Origin of the sequence: Streptomyces sp. ADI95-16 (assembly GCF_003721495.1) — a bacterium.
GTDB classification, from domain to species: domain Bacteria; phylum Actinomycetota; class Actinomycetes; order Streptomycetales; family Streptomycetaceae; genus Streptomyces; species Streptomyces goshikiensis.
The window spans coordinates 6,927,658-6,945,692 of sequence record NZ_CP033581.1 but is presented as its reverse complement, the minus strand read 5'-3'; the positions used below and the strand labels follow the sequence as shown (position 1 = coordinate 6,945,692).

Annotated in this window: 5 protein-coding genes; all 5 read left to right on the top strand. The window is 69.8% G+C overall.

Annotated elements, in window-relative coordinates:
* Nucleotides 1–20 precede the first annotated feature (20 nt).
* Genes EES41_RS30825 through EES41_RS30805 form a run of 5 tightly spaced genes read left to right on the top strand, consistent with a single transcriptional unit; the run spans nucleotide 21 to nucleotide 18,014 of the window.
* Nucleotides 21–2,564 carry an amino acid adenylation domain-containing protein gene (locus EES41_RS30825; RefSeq protein WP_123081249.1) on the top strand — a complete coding sequence of 848 codons (2,544 nt, stop codon included), beginning with the start codon at nucleotides 21–23 and terminating at the stop codon, nucleotides 2,562–2,564.
* Nucleotides 2,557–7,170 (top strand): type I polyketide synthase, encoded by a 4,614-nt coding sequence (locus EES41_RS30820; RefSeq protein WP_123081248.1) that lies wholly within the window; start codon nucleotides 2,557–2,559, stop codon nucleotides 7,168–7,170. The genes EES41_RS30825 and EES41_RS30820 overlap by 8 nt, the downstream gene beginning before the upstream one ends.
* Nucleotides 7,167–11,717 carry a type I polyketide synthase gene (locus tag EES41_RS30815; protein WP_302186175.1) on the top strand — a complete coding sequence of 1,517 codons (4,551 nt, stop codon included), beginning with the start codon at nucleotides 7,167–7,169 and terminating at the stop codon, nucleotides 11,715–11,717. The genes EES41_RS30820 and EES41_RS30815 overlap by 4 nt, the downstream gene beginning before the upstream one ends.
* Nucleotides 11,717–17,116: a type I polyketide synthase gene (locus tag EES41_RS30810; protein WP_164495980.1), complete on the top strand. Its 5,400-nt coding sequence runs from the start codon at nucleotides 11,717–11,719 to the stop codon at nucleotides 17,114–17,116. The genes EES41_RS30815 and EES41_RS30810 overlap by 1 nt, the downstream gene beginning before the upstream one ends.
* A gap of 46 nt (nucleotides 17,117–17,162) precedes the next feature.
* On the top strand, nucleotides 17,163–18,014 hold the full coding sequence (locus EES41_RS30805; RefSeq protein ID WP_123081245.1) for a 3-hydroxyacyl-CoA dehydrogenase family protein: 852 nt from the start codon (nucleotides 17,163–17,165) through the stop codon (nucleotides 18,012–18,014).
* Nucleotides 18,015–18,035: the final 21 nt, after the last annotated feature.

Here is an 18,035-nt window from a genome sequence, read left to right as displayed (position 1 = left end):
AACTCCTCAAGGCAATCTCCATGACATTCCCGCACCCCGCAACGCCCGTGCCGGACCCCGGAGCCGACGGGCGCCTCGCCGAGCTGCCCGTCGCGCCGGAGCTTCCGTTCGACCGGGCGCATCCGGCCCGGCGTGACCTCCGGGCCGGCTCCGTCCCCTTCGTCGCCCCCGCTGCCGCAACGGCCGCACTGCGGCAGCTCGGTGAAGCCTGCGGAGCGGGGCTCCCGGCGGGGGCATTCGCCCTCTACCTGGCACTGCTGCACCGGTACGGCGGACAGTCCGAGCTCGCGGTCGGGGTGACCAATGGCGCCGGGGTGACCACGGCGGTCCGCGCCGACGCCGGTGGGAGCTTCCGGGACCTGGTCCGGCTGGCGGGTGCCCGGCTGGCGGAGGCCGAGCAGGCCCGCACGGCCGCAGCCGTGCACCCCTTGCCGGGCTTCTCCTGCGGACCGGCTCCGCGTGTCGCGCCCGAGACCACATACCGCGACCTGGATCTACAGCTCTGCGACCTCAACGGCGAACTGAGCGGGCAGCTGGTGTTCGCAACCGACGTCCTCGATCCCCCTACCGCCCGCCGTGCAGTGGACCACCTGCTCCGGCTCCTCGCAGGCGCGACGGTCGATCCGGACCAGCCGGTGGCCGAGCTGCCCATGCTCACCCCCGCGGAGGAGCACACCATCGCCACGCTGAACGGCGTCGCGGGTGAGCCGACGGACCGGAGCTTCCACCAGCTCGTCGAGGAGCAGGCCGCCCGCACCCCCGAGGCAATCGCGGTCCGGGCCGAGGGCGCCGCCCTCAGCTACCGCGAACTCGACTCCCGTGCCAACCAGCTGGCCCACCTGCTGCGCGAGGTCGGGGTCGGCCCCGAGGTGACGGTGGGCCTCTGTGCCGATCGCGACGTGCGGCTGATGGTGGCTGTGCTCGGCATCCTCAAGGCCGGCGGCGCATACGTACCGGTGGATCCGAACGACCCGGTCGAGCGGCGGGACGGCATCCTCGACGACGCGGCCGTGCGGATCGTGGTGGCGACGGCTCCGCTCGACACCGGGCACCGTGTGATCGAACTCGACGCCGAACTGAGCGTGCTGGCAGGCCGCCCGACGGAGAACCCGCCCCTCCAGCCCTCGGCCTGCGGCGATGCCGCGTATCTGCTCTACACATCCGGCTCCACCGGCAAGCCCAAGGGCGTGGTGATCGAGCACCGTCAGCTCGTCAGCTACACACGCGCCGTCATCCGGCGGCTCGGCATCGACGGGCCGCTCCGCTTCGCGATGGTGCAACCGCTGACGGTGGACTCCAGCGTCACGGCCTTCGCCCCGCCGCTGTGCACGGGCGGCGAGGTACAGCTGATCTCCCGGGACGTCGCACTGGACGCCGGGAAGCTGGCCGACTGGGTGCAGACCTGGGGGGTTGACTGCCTGAAGATAGCCCCCTCCCACCTCCGGGCTCTCCAGTCCTCCTCGCGCTTCGCCGAGCTCCTGCCGCGCCGCTTATTGGTCATCGGCGGCGAGGCCTCCGACTGGCGCTGGCTGCGCGCCCTCCAACGCCTCGTGCCGCACTGCCGGGTCTTCAACCACTACGGCCCGACCGAGACCAGCGTCGGCGTGCTTACCCTCGCCGTGGCCGACCACCCGGAGGCGGAGTGGGAGACCGCGCCGATCGGCGTTCCGCTCCCGGGCACGCAGGCCCACGTGGTGGATCTCGCAGGCCGCCCCACGCCCGTCGGCGTCGTCGGGGAGCTGCTGATCGGTGGCGACAACCTCGCCCGCGGCTACCACCGCCGGGACGACCTCACCGCTGCCGCCTTCGTCCCGGACACCCTCGGCGGCGGGCCGGGCTCCCGCCTCTACCGCACCGGCGACATCGTCCGTCGCCTGGCCGACGGGACGATCGCCTTCCTCGGCCGGCGCGACGACCAGGTCAAGGTCCGCGGCTTCCGGGTCGCCCTGGGCGAGATCGAGGCCGCGCTGAAGAGCCACCCCGAGCTGCGCCACGCCATCGTCATCGTCCGCGAGGATGTCCCCGGCGACCGGCAGGTGGTCGCCTACGTCGAGCCGCACGGACCCGAGTTCAGCACCGCCGGGCTGGAACGCCATTTGCGGACGCGGCTCTCCCCGCACATGATGCCGCAGGCGGTGGTGACGCTTGACCGGCTGCCGCTCTCCGGGCACGGCAAGGTCGACCGCAGCAAGCTGCCCCGGCCCACCGAGCCCGCCGCGACCGCGCCGCTGCCACCGCGGAACGAGCTGGAGCGGCTGGTGGCGCAGATGTGGCAAGAGGTCTTCCACACCGAGACGGTAGGCACCGACCAGAACTTCTTCGACCTCGGCGGGCACTCCCTGCTCGTGGTCGAGCTGCACCACCGGCTCCGGGCGGCGACCGGCCGGGAGATCGAACTGCTCGACCTGTTCCAGCACACCACCGTCCGGGCCCAAGCCGAGCTGCTCTCGCAGCAGAGCCAGGGAGCGGCCCCCGCCCGCACCCGTGGCAGAGGGGCTCAACAGAACGCCCTGATGAAGCGCCGCCAGCAGCAGTTGCAAGCGAAGCGAGGTCACCATGAGTGAGTTCTCCCCCGAACTCGACCCCACCGCAGGCGCCGAGCCGGCACCCGAACAGGCCGACGCGTTCTCCGAGTTTGAGGACAGTCTGGACATCGCCGTCGTCGGCATGTCCGGTCGCTTCCCCGGCGCCCGTACGGTCGAGGAGTACTGGAGCAACCTCAAGGCGGGGGTGTGCTCCGTCACCCGCTTCGAGGACGAGGAGCTCGCCGCCCGGGGTGTGGACGCCGCCACCCTGGCCGACCCGGACTTCGTCGGCGCGGGCTACGTGCTGGCAGACAGCGAGAAGTTCGACGCCGCCTTCTTCGGCTACTCCCCGCGCGAGGCAGAGCTCATGGACCCGCAGCACCGGGTGCTGCTCGAATGCGCCTGGGCCGCCTTGGAGAGCTCTGGATACGACACCGATCGCCACGACGGCCTGGTCGGCGTCTACGCGGGCGCGGGCAACAACACCTACCTGCTCTTCAACATCGCCTCCCAGCCCGGCGCCGCGCAGATCCTCGGCGACAAGCAGACGGTGATCGGCAACCGGCCGGACTTCCTCGCGAGCCGTGTCTCCTACAAGCTCGGCCTTGAGGGCCCCGCCCTCAACATCCAGTCCGCCTGCTCCACTTCGCTGGCTGCTGTGGTCGAGGCATGCCAGGCGCTGCTGGCCTACCAGTGCGACACAGCGCTGGCCGGCGGTGTCGCCGTCGACGGAACCAGGAGCAAGGGCTACGTCTACCGTCCGGATGGCATCTTCTCTCCGGACGGCTACTGCCGCACCTTCGACGCCCGCGCCCAGGGGACGGTGGGCGGGGACGGCGTCGGGATGGTGGTGCTCAAGCGCCTCAAGGACGCCATCACCGACAACGACCACATCCACGCGGTCATCAAGGGCTCCGCACTGAACAACGACGGCTCCCGCCGGGCCGGCTTCAGCGCGCCCAGCGCGGCCACCCAGTCCGCCGTCATCTCCACCGCATTGGGGAACGCGGACGTGCCGGCCGAGAGCATCGGCTACGTCGAGCTGCACGGCACGGCCACCATCCTGGGCGACCCGATCGAGTACTCCGCACTCGTCTCGGCCTACTCCGGGGTGGGAGAGCACAGCTGCGCCCTCGGATCCGCCAAAACCAACATCGGTCACCTCGATTCGGCCGCGGGGATCGCCGGCCTGATCAAGGCCGTACTGGCGGTGGAACACGGGCAGCTTCCGCCCACCCTGCACTTTGAGAAGCCCAACCCCCGGATCGAGCTGACCGGCAGCCCGTTCTACGTCAACACCGAGCTGCTGCCCTGGCCCGAGGGCGACGGCCCGCGCCGCGCCGGAGTCAGCTCCTTCGGCCTCGGCGGCACCAATGCCCACGTCATCCTTGAGCAGGCCCCGAAGGTGCCGCGCGGGCCTCAGCCGATGGCCGGCGCCGAGCAGCTGCTGGTGCTCTCGGCCAAGAGCCCGGAGGCCTTGGAGGCGGCCACCGACCAGTTGCAGGACCATCTCCGGACACACTCCGAAATTCCGCTGGCCGATGTCGCGTTCACCCTCCAGCAGGGCCGCAGGGCGTTCCCGTACCGGCGGATGCTGGTCGCCGGCAGCACCGAGGAGGCGCTGGCGGCGCTCGACGCCCGCGACGACGGCCGGCTGCTCACCGCAACCGCGCCCGAGGCCGCGCACCGGCCGGTGGCCTTCATGTTCACCGGTTTCGGTGTCCAGTTTCCCGGTATGGCGCGTGAACTCTACGATCAGGAGTCCCAGTTCAGGGCCGCTCTGGACGAGTGTGCCGAACTGCTGGAGCCGCTGCTCGGCACGGACATCCGCGGCTTCCTCCTCACAGCCGACGAGTCCGGGGCCGCACCCGGGCAGCCCTTCGACTTCCGCAAACTGCTGCTCCAACCGGAACGCAGCGAGCACCCGCTGGACCAGCCACTCCTCGGATACCCCGCGGTGTTCGCCTTCGGGTACGCCCTGGCCAAGCTCTGGGCCACCTGGGGGATCGAGCCCGAGGTGATGATCGGCCACAGCCTGGGCGAGTACGTCGCGGCCTGCGTGGCCGGGGTCTTCTCGTTGCCCGACGCCCTGCGCCTGGTCGTGAAGCGCGCGCGACTGATCGAGGAGCAGGGTGAGGGCGCGATGCTCGCCGTGCCACTCTCCGAGGAAGCCGTCGCGCGGTACACCGACGCGGAGGTCTGCCTCGCCGCGATCAACGGCCCGCAGACCTGTGTGCTCTCCGGCACCGTCGAGGGCATCGAGCGGGTGGCCGGCGAACTGCTGGCCGCCGGGGTCGCCACGCGCCGGCTGACCAGCCGCTTCGCCTTCCACTCCCCGATGATGGATCCGGTCGTAGAGCGTTACGCCGAGCTGGTCCGTTCGGTCCGGCTGAACGCTCCCGCCGTGCCGTTCATCTCCAACCTGACCGGCACCTGGATCACCGACGAGGAAGCCACGAGCCCCGAGTACTGGGCCCGTCACGTCCGGGAGAGCGTGCGGTTCGCGGACGGCCTGGCCACCCTGTGGTCCGTCCCGGACATCGCGATCGTCGAGATCGGTCCCGCGCCGACCTTGACCCCAGGAGCCCTTCAGCATCCCGCCGCCGCCGGCACCGACCGGGTCGTCGTCCCCTCCCTTCAGGGCGCCCACCTCGGGCAGACGGCCCGCACCGCACTCCTGCGGGCCGCCGGCCGCCTCTGGCTCGCCGGACGGGAGCACCCCTTCCCGGCCCCGGCCGGTGCCAGGCGGGTCCCACTCCCCACGTACCCCTTCGAACGGCGCACCTACTGGGTCGAGCCCGGCACCGCCCAGCCCGGCAGCGGCGCGGCCCAGCAGCGGCGCGGCGACATGCCCCAGTGGTTCTACACGCCGTCCTGGCAACGGCTGGCCGGCACGCCGCAGCCCGCCGAGGCCGACCTGGCCGCCGAGCGCTGGCTCGTCTTCTGCGACGAGACCGGTGTCGGCCGCCACCTCGCCGACCGCCTCGAAGGCCTCGGTGCCACCGTGCGCGTGGTCTCCCGGGGAGCCGAGTGGCACCACGAGAGCGAGCGCGAGTACGTCCTTGACCCCGCCCGGCCGGAACACTTCCACCGGCTCGCCGAGGCGCTGCGCGCCGAGGGACCGCTGCCCGGCCGGCTGGTGCACTGCTGGAGCGTCGGCGACGACGCCGACCGGGCCACCGCACCCGAGGACGTGCGGGCTCTGCTGCACCGCTCCTTCGACAGCCTGGTCCACTGGGCCCAGGCCGTCGAGGCCGAGCTCATGACGCGACAGCAGCGCTGGGACGTGCTGTCCTCCGAGGTGCACGCCGTCCTCGGGGACGAGCCTCTGTGCCCGCCCAAGGCCACCGTCCAGGGCCTGTGCAGGGTGCTGCCGCAGGAGTACCCCTCGCTCAGCTGTGTCCAGTTCGACCTCCGTCTCGAAGGGCCGCAGGCCGTAACCGGCTTGGTCGACCAGCTGCTGGCCGACCTCTGCGCCCCGCCCGGCGAGCGCACGATCGCGCTGCGCGGAAGGCACCGCTGGGCGCCGACCTACGTGACCTGCGCCCCGCCCTCACGGGGCGACTCCCCGATACGCCCCGGCGGGGTGTATCTCCTCACCGGCGGGCTCGGAAAGATCGGCCTGCTGATGGCCCGTGCCCTCGCCGACCGGGCCGAGGTGCGCCTGGTGCTGGTCGGGCGGACGGGTCTGCCGCCCCGGGAGAGCTGGGCAGATCCGCAGCACCCGGAAGCCGTCCGGTCGGCGATCCGCGCCGTCCGGGAAGTCGAGGCACTCGGCTCCCAGGTGCTGGTGAGCGCCACGGACGTCTCCGACCGCACGGCCATGTTCGCCCTGAAGGAGCGCATTCTGCAGGAGTTCGGCCCGATCGACGGCGTTCTGCACTGCGCCGGCACGACCGGCACGGCGGCCCACCGGGAAGTCGCCGCCCTGGGCACGGAGGAGGCCGCCTGGCACTTCGGCCCCAAGCTCTACGGCACGCAGGTGCTGCACGACGTGCTGGCCGACCAGCGGCTGGACTTTGCCATCATCTGTTCCTCGATCGCCTCACTGCTCGGTGGACTCGGCTTCGGCGCGTACGCCGCCGCGAACGCCGCGCTCGACGCCTTCGCCCAGCGACACCACAGCGCGGACCGGCCCTGGACCAGCGTCAACTGGGAGGCCTGGTACTTCTCGCACCAGGAACGAGCGGATTCGGACCTCGGCGCCGCGGTACGTGAGCTGGCGCTCACACCAGCCGAGGGCCGACAGGTGTTCGACGCCCTGCTCGACGCGGTGCCCCAAGCGCAGATCATCACCTCGACAGGTGACCTGATGCTGCGCCAGGAGCTGTGGTCCGACCCGTCGGCCGAGCCGTCGGCCCCCGCCGCACGGCACGAGCGCCCCAACCTGCGCAACCCGTTCGTCGCCCCGAACGGAGAGACCGAACACCAGGTGGCGGAGATCTGGCAGGAGGTGCTCGGCGTGGAAGGCGTCGGCGCTCAGGACAACTTCTTCGAATTGGGCGGAAGTTCACTGCTCGGCCTTCAGGTCGTCCACCGACTGCGTCAGGAACTGACCGTGGCCGTACCACTGACCATCGTCTACGAGGGCCCCACCGTGCGCACCCTCGGCGCGCTCATCGACGACCTCCGGGCAGCGCAGTGACGACGGCGCGCGATGGTGTCGCGATCGTTGGGATGGCCGGGCGCTTCCCCGGCGCGGGGGACCTGGCCGAGTACTGGTCGAACCTGCGTGACGGCGTCGAGTCGATCCTTCCCCTCACCGACGAGGAGCTGGCGGCGGCCGGGGTGCCGCACGAGATCTTCGAGCAGCCGAACTACGTCAAGGCCGCTCCCGCCTTCGCCGGCAGCGACCTGTTCGACGCGGAGTTCTTCGGGTACACCGCCCGCGAGGCCGAGGTGATGGACCCGCAGCACCGGCTCTTCCTGGAGACGGCCTGGGAGGCACTGGAGCACTCCGGCCACGACGCGGCCCGGTACGACGGCAGCATCGGCGTGTTCGGCGGAGCGGGAGCCAACCGCTACGTCCAGCACGTCTACTCGCACCAGCACATCGTGGACACCCTCGGCCAGACCCAGATCCTGGTGGCCAACGAACTCGGCTTCCTGGCCTCCCGGGTGTCGTACAAGCTGGATCTGAAGGGCCCCGCGGTCTCGCTGCGCGCCGCCTGCTCGACGGCGCTGGTCGCCGCCCACACCGCCTGTCGGAGCCTGCTCGCCGGGGAGTGCGACCTCGCCCTGGCGGGGGGCGTCCACGTCGACCCGAACCCGGGCACCGGCTACCTGCACCAGGACGGATCCTTCGTGTCCCCTGACGGGCACGTCCGCCCGTTCGACGCGGACGCCCGGGGCACGGTCTTCGGGACAGGTGTCGGTCTGGTCGTGCTGAAGCGGCTGGAGGACGCGCTGGCCGACGGTGACACCGTCCACGCCGTGATCAGGGGCTCGGCGATCAACAACGACGGCGGGGTCAAGGTCGGCTTCACCGCCCCGAGCATCACCGGCCAGACCGCGGTCATCTCCGCCGCGCTCACCAGCGCGGGCCTCACACCCGAGGACATCGACTACGTCGAGGCGCACGGCACGGGCACCTCGCTGGGTGATCCGATCGAGGTGCAGGCGTTGTCGCGGGCGTTCGGTGGTACGGGTTCCTGCGCTCTCGGTTCGGTCAAGGGCAACATCGGCCACCTCGACGCCGCCGCCGGCATCGCGGGCCTCCTCAAAACCACACTCGCACTCAAACACGAACTGCTACCGCCTTCACTGAACTACACCCGCGGCAACCCCGACATCGACTTCGCCAACAGCCCCTTCCGGGTCCAGGCCGAACCCAGCCCATGGCCCCGCACCGAGAACCACATCCGCCGCGCCGGGATCAGCGCCTTCGGCTTCGGCGGCAGCAACGCCCACCTCATCCTCGAAGAAGCCCCACACACCCCACCCTCCCCCGCCAGCACACGCCCCACCGAAACACTGATCCTCTCCGCCCGCACCCCGAAAGCACTCGAAGAAGCCACCGACCGCCTGGCCGCCCACCTACGCCGCGAACAGCCCAACCTCGCCGACGCCGCCCACACCCTCGCCACCGGCCGCCGCGTCTTCCCCCACCGCCGCACCGTCACAGGCAACACCCCCGACACCATCGCGACAGCCCTCGAAACCCGCGACCCCGCCCATGTGACCACCAACCACACCACACGCGAAGCCCCACCACTCATCTACATCTTCAGCGGCCAGGGCTCACAACACCCGGGCATGGCCCACGACCTCTACCAGCAGGAACCCGCCTTCCGCAGCTGCGTCGACGAATGCGCCGAACTCCTCCAACCACACCTCGGCGAGGACATCCGCAACATCATCTTCACCCCCGACCCGCGACTCGACCAGACCCAGTGGGCCCAACCCGCCCTCTTCGTCATCGAATACGCCCTCACCCAGCTCTGGCACTCCTGGGACATCACCCCCACCGCCATGCTCGGCCACAGCCTCGGCGAATGGACCGCCGCCTGCCTCGCCGGCGTCTTCACCCTCCCCGACGCCCTCCGCCTCGTCGCCCTCCGCGGCCGCCTCATGCAGGCCCAGACACCCGGCGCCATGCTCAACATCATGGCCGACCGCCCCACCATCGAAGCCTCCCTGCCCGACAACCTCTCCCTCGCCGCCCACAACGGCCCCCGCGACTGCGTCGTCTCAGGCACCCACGAAGCCATCCAAACCTTCACCACCCTCGCCGAGCAACACGGCTGGGCCACCCAACCCGTCACCACCTCCCACGCCTTCCACTCCCACCTCATGGAACCGATGATCGCGGAATTCACCACCGCCATCGCCGCCACCACCCGCCACACCCCACACACCCCCTTCATCTCCAACCTCACCGGCACCTGGATCACCGACGAACAGGCCACAGACCCCACCTACTGGGGCCACCACATCCGCGCCACCGTCGAATACGCCCACGGCATCACAACCGCCACCACCGAACCAGGCACCACCCTCCTCGAAATCGGCCCCGGCCAAACCCTCACCAGCCTCGCCCGCCGCATCCTCACCAACAACGCCACCCAAGCCACCACCCTCACCTCACTACCCCACAAACGCGACACCCGCACCCCCAACGAAACAATCCAACGCACCCTCTCCCACCTCTGGCTCACCGGCACCACACCCAACTGGAACACCTACCAAACCCAACAACAACGCCGCCGCATCCCCCTCCCCACCTACCCCTTCCAACACAAGCACTACTGGCTCGACCGACAGGCCACCACGACCCGGGCTGTCGGCAGTGCCACGACGCGCCGTGACGACATCACGCAGTGGTTCTACGCCCCCTCCTGGCAGCGGGCTCCCCTCCCCGCCGGGGAGCAGCCGGACCACACCCGGCACTGGCTCGTCTTTGCCGACGGCCTGGGCGTGGGTGAGGCGGTGGCCGAGCGGCTGCGAGCCGCCGGCGCCACCGTCACCGTCGTGGCGGCAGCCGACGCCTGGTCCGACCGAGGAGACGGCCGCTATGCCATCGACCCGGCGAACAGCTCCGACTACGAGCGGTTGATCAGTACCCTGCGGAACAGCCCCGCCGGTACGCCTACCCGCATCGTCCATGGCTGGAGCGTCACCGCGCCGGGCGAGGAGGGCAGCCTCCAGCGCGGTTTCGAGAGCCTGATCCGTCTCACCCAGGCCCTCGTTCAGCACCCGGACAGCGAGCCGCGCCGGATCTGGGTGCTCAGCAACGGCCTGCACAACGTCACCGGCGCCGAGCCGCTCTCGCCGCTGAAGGCCACCCTGCTGGGCCCGTGCCGCGTGCTGCCCCGCGAGCTGCCTGGCACCACCTGCCGCAGCGTCGACCTCGACTGCCTGACCGCTCCCACCGAGACAGAACTGACGCGCCTGTTAGCCGAGTTGGCTGCCGAGCCGGAGCAGGGCCCGGAGACGGTGGCGCACCGGGGAGGCCACCGCTGGTCCCAGCACTTCCTGCCCCAGCCGCTACCCCGGGGCGACCGGTCACCGGTGGTGCGCAAGGGGGGTGTCTACCTGGTCACCGGCGGCACCGGCGGCCTGGGACTGGCCCTGGCCGGGCATCTCGCGGCAGCTGGGGCACGGATCGCGCTCACCGCGCGCACCCGGCTGCCCGACGCCGCGGAATGGGACTCGTGGCTCGCCCGTAACCCGGGACGAGGCCGAATCGCCGATGTCGTACGCAAGTTGGTTCGCCTGCGGGACGCAGGTGCGGAGCTCCTGGTGTTGCAGGCGGACGTGAGCGACCGGGCGGCGATGAGCGAGGCCGTCCGGCAGACCACCCAGCGCTGGGGGCGCATCCACGGCGCCTTCCACACGGCGGGCGTCGCCGGCGGCGGTCTGATCCAGCTCAAGGACCTCCGGGCGGCCGCCGAGGTCCTGCTCCCGAAGGTGCGCGGGACCCTGGTGCTGGAGGAGGCACTGGCAGACCAGGAGCTGGACTTCTTGGTCCTGTTCGGCTCGAACGGCGCGAACGTCGGCAGTGCCGGCCAGGTCGACTACTGCGCCGCCAACTGCTTCCTCGACGCATTCGCCCAGGACCGCGGCCGCACCCGGCGGGTGGTCTCGATCGACTGGGGCCCTTGGCGGGAGATCGGCATGGCGGCAGGTACCGCCACGTCGTCCGGCATCGACCAGGCGGACCAGCGCGCCATGTCGGCCGCCGAGGGGCTGTGGGCCCTCGACACGATCCTGGCCGGCGTCTCGGAGGCGCAGGTCATCGTGTCGCCCGCCGAGCTCTCGGCGCTCTTCGAGAACGCCTTCTCGGTGGAGCAGGGCGCCACTGCGGAGCCACGCGGCGCCGCGCACGAACGCCCGAACATCCTTACCGAGTTCGTCGCACCACGCACCGACACCGAGCGCACGATCTGCGAGGTGTGGCAGGAGCTGCTGGGCATCGAGAAGGTCGGCGTCCAGGACAGCTTCTTCGACCTGGGCGGCAACTCCCTGATCGCGATCCAGCTGGTGAGCACCATCAACACCCGGCTGGACGCGAAGCTCGCTCTCGGTGACCTGTACGAGGGGTTGACGGCGTCACACCTGGCCACCCTGACCGAGAAGCCCGTACAGCAGACAACGGGCGACAGCCGCAAGGCACTTGAGGAACGAAGAGAGAAACTGCAGCAGCGCCGACGGCAGCACCAGCAACGGCGTCGGACGGCAAGGGGCGAATGATGACCACTGAGTTCACGGACCTCCCGGCACGGGACGGTGTCGCGATCGTTGGGATGGCCGGGCGCTTCCCCGGCGCGGGGGACCTGGCCGAGTTCTGGTCGAACCTGCGTGACGGCGTCGAGTCGATCCTTCCCCTCACTGACGAGGAGCTGGCGGCGGCGGGGGTGCCGGCCGAGGTCTTCGGGCAGCCCCACTACGTCAAAGCCGGGCCCAAGTTCGAGGGCATCAGCCTGTTCGATGCGGAGTTCTTCGGGTACACCGCCCGCGAGGCGAAGATCATGGACCCGCAGCACCGGCTCTTCCTGGAGACGGCCTGGGAGGCGCTGGAGCACTCCGGCTACGACGCCGCTCGGTACGACGGCAGCATCGGCGTGTTCGGCGGCGCCAGTACCACCGCCTACCTCGGGAACATCCTCGGCAACCTGGAGCAGGGAGAGGCGATCAAGGGCGAGAACGTCGGCCTGGGCTTCGAGCTCGCCTTCCTGACCAGCCGGGTGTCTTACAAGCTGGACCTGCGGGGGCCGAGCTTCCCGGTCCAGACCGCCTGCTCCAGCTCGCTGGTGGCGCTGCACTGCGCCTGCCTGAGCCTGCTCAACTATGAGTGCGACATGGCCCTTTCGGGTGCCGCCTCCTACAAGGTGCAGGACGACACCGGCTACCCCTACCAGGAGGGAGCCTTCCTCTCCCCCGACGGGCACGTCCGCCCGTTCGACGCGGACGCCCGGGGCACGGTCTTCGGCAACGGTGTCGGCGTGGTGGTCCTGAAGCGGCTGGAGGACGCGCTGGCCGACGGTGACACCGTCCATGCCGTGATCAGGGGTTCGGCGATCAACAACGACGGTGGGGTCAAGGCGAGTTTCACGGCACCGACCGTCGGCGGTCAGGCCGAGGTGATCACGGAGGCACTGGCCATCGCGGAGGTTGACCCCGAGGACATCGACTACGTCGAGGCGCACGGCAGCGGCACTGTGATCGGCGACTCGATCGAGGTGCAGGCGTTGTCGCGGGCGTTCGGTGGTGCGGGTTCCTGCGCTCTCGGTTCGGTCAAGGGCAACATCGGCCACCTCGACGCCGCCGCCGGCATCGCGGGCCTCCTCAAAACCACACTCGCACTCAAACACGAACTGCTGCCGCCTTCACTGAACTACACCCGCGGCAACCCCGACATCGACTTCGCCAACAGCCCCTTCCGGGTCCAGGCCGAACCCAGCCCATGGCCCCGCACCGAGAACCACATCCGCCGCGCCGGGATCAGCGCCTTCGGCTTCGGCGGCAGCAACGCCCACCTCATCCTCGAAGAAGCCCCACACACCCCACCCTCCCCCGCCGGCACACGCCCCACCGAAACACTGATCCTCTCCGCCCGCACCCCGAAAGCACTCGAAGAAGCCACCGACCGCCTGGCCGCCCACCTACGCCGCGAACAGCCCAACCTCGCCGACGCCGCCCACACCCTCGCCACCGGCCGCCGCGTCTTCCCCCACCGCCGCACCGTCACAGGCAACACCCCCGACAGCATCGCGACAGCCCTCGAAACCCGCGACCCCGCTCACGTGACCACCAACCACACCACACGCGAAGCCCCACCACTCATCTACATCTTCAGCGGCCAGGGCTCACAACACCCGAGCATGGCCCACGACCTCTACCAGCAGGAACCCGCCTTCCGCAGCTGCGTCGACGAATGCGCCGAACTCCTCCAACCACACCTCGGCGAGGACATCCGCAACATCATCTTCACCCCCGACCCGCGACTCGACCAGACCCAGTGGGCCCAACCCGCCCTCTTCGTCATCGAATACGCCCTCACCCAGCTCTGGCACTCCTGGGACATCACCCCCACCGCCATGCTCGGCCACAGCCTCGGCGAATGGACCGCCGCCTGCCTCGCCGGCGTCTTCACCCTCCCCGACGCCCTCCGCCTCGTCGCCCTCCGCGGCCGCCTCATGCAGGCCCAGACACCCGGCGCCATGCTCAACATCATGGCCGACCGCCCCACCATCGAAGCCTCCCTGCCCGACAACCTCTCCCTCGCCGCCCACAACGGCCCCCGCGACTGCGTCGTCTCAGGCACCCACGAAGCCATCCAAACCTTCACCACCCTCGCCGAGCAACACGGCTGGGCCACCCAACCCGTCACCACCTCCCACGCCTTCCACTCCCACCTCATGGAACCGATGATCGCGGAATTCACCACCGCCATCGCCGCCACCACCCGCCACACCCCACACACCCCCTTCATCTCCAACCTCACCGGCACCTGGATCACCGACGAACAGGCCACAGACCCCACCTACTGGGGCCACCACATCCGCGCCACCGTCGAATACGCCCACGGCATCACAACCGCCACCACCGAACCAGGCACCACCCTCCTCGAAATCGGCCCCGGCCAAACCCTCACCAGCCTCGCCCGCCGCATCCTCACCAACAACGCCACCCAAGCCACCACCCTCACCTCACTACCCCACAAACGCGACACCCGCACCCCCAACGAAACAATCCAACGCACCCTCTCCCACCTCTGGCTCACCGGCACCACACCCAACTGGAACACCTACCAAACCCAACAACAACGCCGCCGCATCCCCCTCCCCACCTACCCCTTCCAACACAAGCACTACTGGCTCGAACCTCAGATCCCGCAGGCTCCGGTCCGGCACACGCCCGGCCCGCACCCGTTGCTGGACCAGGTCCTGCTCCGGTCGATGGGCCAGTCCGTCTTCCTCACCGAGTTCTCGTTGGAGCTGCACTGGGTGCTCTCCGAGCACAAGCTGCTCGGAGAGGCGATCGTCCCCGGAACCACGTACCTGGAGATGGCCCGCGCCGCAGCCTCGCTACACTTCGGCCGGCCCGTCACCGAGCTCCGTGACGTCACCTTCCTCGTCCCGCTGCTGGTACAGGAAGGAACCCCGCGTACCGCACACACAACCGTCCGCGAACTGGACGACTTGCGAGCCGAGTTCACCGTCTCCAGCCACGACCCGGCGAGCGACCACTGGACGGTGCACGTCCAGGGCGTGGTTGGCGTCAAGCCGCACACCGCACCCGCGCCGCAGCAGGATCCGGCAGCTCTGCGTGAACTCTGCTCGCTGGAGAGCGTGGACATCGCCCGGCGGCAGACCGAGCACAAGGTGATGGAGTTCGGTGATCGCTGGCGGAGCAGCCTCCCGACCGTGCACATCGGTGTCAGGGCCGCCCTCGGCGTACTCGACCTGCCCGAGCAGTACCGAGCCGAGTGCCAGGACCACCTCCTGCACCCGGCCCTGCTCGATCAGGCCACCGGCTTCAGCGGCTTCGCCGTCCTGGAGACTGCCGACGACCGTCGACTCGCCCTCGGAGAAAGGGACTTCTTCCTCCCGGTCGGCTACGACTCGCTGCTCCTGCACGGCCCGCTTCCCGCTAGCGGCCTGAGCTTCGTCCAGCCGCATACGGGCTATGTGAACAACGCCGAGTTCCGCAAGGTCGACGTGGTGATCTGCGACGAGTCGGGAGCCACCGCTGCCGAGATCCGCGGCTTCACCGTCAAGCGCGTCGCCGATGCCAAGGGCACGGTCGCCCAGCTGCGCCCGCACACCCGCCACCACACCCTCCGTTGGGTCCCGGCACCGACACCCGAGGAGCGCCACACCCCACCCACCCGAGTCCTGGTGATCGGCGAGCGGGGAAGCACGAGCGCCGAGCTGAGTGCCGTACTGCGTGCGCGCGGCATCAGCGTTGCCGAGGCGGTACTCGCGGACCGGTGGATGCAGACCCTTCCGGACCGGTACGAAGTGCCGCCCACCCCGGAGGGTCTCGGTCAACTGCTGGACACCCTCGGTGCGGAGCTTCCGGACGAGGTGGTGCACGTCGCGGCCCCTGCCGACGGCGGCGTCCAGCAGGATCTGGCGGCCTTGGAGGACAGGCTGGACCACGGCGTCCACAGCCTGTTCCACTTGGCCCGCAGCCTCTCCGGGCGGGGAGTCGCCCCGGCCCGGTTCAGCGTGATCGCCCCCTTGGTGGCACGGGTGACCGGCACCGAGCCTCAGACGGCCCCGGTCCACGCGACGCTCTTCGGCCTGGCGAAGGTGATCGGCCAGGAGTACGAGAACACCGACGTGTTCTGCCTCGACATCGCCGGCGACACCGGCGCCGAGGCCGTCTGTGCCGAACTGCTCGGATCCCGGACACCCACCACCGTCGCGCTGCGCGACGGGCTCCGGTATGTCGCGGAGCTCGCGCCGGTGCACCTGCGGGACCGGCCGAGGTCTGCGCCGGTCCGCCCGGACGGGGTGTATCTCATCACCGGCGGCCTGGGCGGACTCGGACTCGCGGTCGCCCGCCATCTGAGCCGTTCGATACCGGGTGTGCGGCTCGCCCTGGTCAACCGCACCGAACTGCCGCCGGGCGATCGGTGGGACGAGGTCACCGATGCCAAGCTGCGTAGGCAGATCGAAGCGCTGCGCGAGCTGACGGAGAACGGCGCCGAAGTGCGCAGCTATTCCGGCGACGTCACCGATCCGGCGGCCATGGGGGACGTCGTCGCCAAAATCCGCGCCGAACTGGGCGCGATCGGCTGTATCGTCCACGCTGCCGGCGTCGCCGGGGACGGCTTCCTGTTCCGCAAGGACGCGGAGACCTTCCGCCGTACGCTGAACCCCAAGGTGCTCGGCGCCACCGTACTGGACCTCGTCACCCAGGACGATCCGCCGGAACGCATGGTCAACTTCGGCTCCACCGTCGCGATCTTCGGTGCGGCCGGGCAAGGTGACTACACCGCCGCCAACAGCTACTTGGACCACTTCGCCGAGCAGCGCGCCGCACGCGGCCAGTCGACGGTGACGGTCGACTGGAGCGACTGGCTGGACACCGGCATGGCCTTCGACCACGGAGTCCAGCAGGACCAGGGCTTCTTCCGGTCGGTGTCGGTCGAGGACGGTCTCAGCAGCTTCGAGGAGATCCTCGCCTCGGCCTGCACCCCGGTGATCGTCGGCGAGGTCAACTACCCGCAGCTGGGCAGGTCCAGCGGGCTCACGGAGCTGTTGCGCCGCGCACCGCTGGTACTGGCCGCCCCGATCCAGCAGGCCATCGCCGCGGCCCGCAGCAGTGCCGGCGAATTGGCCGCTACGGCGAACGGCTCGCCGCCCGACGGCGAGCCGAAGCTCTTCGGCAAGGAGAGCGGCGAGTTCAGCGACACCGAGCGCGCGCTCGCCCGGATCTGGGCCCGTGAGCTCGGTCTCGCCGAACTCAACGTGCATGACACCTCGTTCGCGCTCGGGGTGGACTCCCTGACCGCACTCCGGATCGCCCAGAGCATCCAGAAGATCATGGACATCCGGGTCTCAATGGTCGACCTGTTCCGCTACGTCACGATCGCGGATCTCGCCGATCACCTGGACACCAGGGACACCCAGGGCTGACCAGCACCCCCAACTCCCCTTCCATCCAACAAAGGTGGTAACCCCCGTGAGTATCCGAACCGTAGGCGTGGTCGGCGCCGGCACGATCGGCCGCGGCGTCGCCCAGTCCTTCGCGGAGTACGGGTTCGAAGTGGTCCTCGTGGACATCTCGCAGGCACAACTCGACAGCGCCGTGGCCCAGATCGGCCGTGACCTGCTGGTACAGCCCATGCTGCTCGGCAAGCCGCTGAAGGAAGACCCCAAGACCGTCCTCGCCCGGATTTCCACCGGTACTGAGCTCACCGCGCTGGCCGCCGCCGACTTCGTGATCGAGAACGTCACCGAGAACTGGGACATCAAGCGCGCGGTGTACGAGCAGATCGACGCCATCTGTCGTCCTGGAGTGATCTTCGGCGTGAACACCTCGGCCGTGCCGATCACCCGGGTGGGCTCGATCACCGGGCGACCGGCCGAGATCCTCGGGCTGCACTTCATGAATCCCGTCCCGATGATGGACACCGTCGAGGTGGTCAGCGGCCACTTCACCAGCGAGGAGACACTGAACACCGCGCTCGGCCTGCTGTCGGAGATGGGCAAGGAGGGCATCGTCGTCCAGGACGCCCCCGGCTTCATCACCAACCGGGTCCTCATGGTGACCATCAACGAGGCCATCTTCTGCGTCCAGGACCAGATCGCTTCGGCCGAGGACGTCGACAAGATGTTCCGCGGCTGCTTCGGCCACAAGATGGGGCCCCTGGAGACCGGCGACCTGATCGGTCTCGACACGATCCTGAACTCGATCACGGTCATGTACGAGAGCTACAAGGACAGCAAGTACCGCCCGGCTCCGCTGCTTCAGAAGATGGTCGACGCGCGACTCCTGGGCCGCAAGACCGGCCAGGGCTTCTACACCTACTGATTCTCGAACCACCCAAGGAGA

Coding starts and splice junctions, on each gene's coding strand:
- EES41_RS30810 (WP_164495980.1), top strand. CDS start 11,717: ATGACCACTGAGTTCACGGACCTCCCGGCACGGGACGGTGTCGCGATC.
- EES41_RS30820 (WP_123081248.1), top strand. CDS start 2,557: ATGAGTGAGTTCTCCCCCGAACTCGACCCCACCGCAGGCGCCGAGCCG.
- EES41_RS30825 (WP_123081249.1), top strand. CDS start 21: ATGACATTCCCGCACCCCGCAACGCCCGTGCCGGACCCCGGAGCCGAC.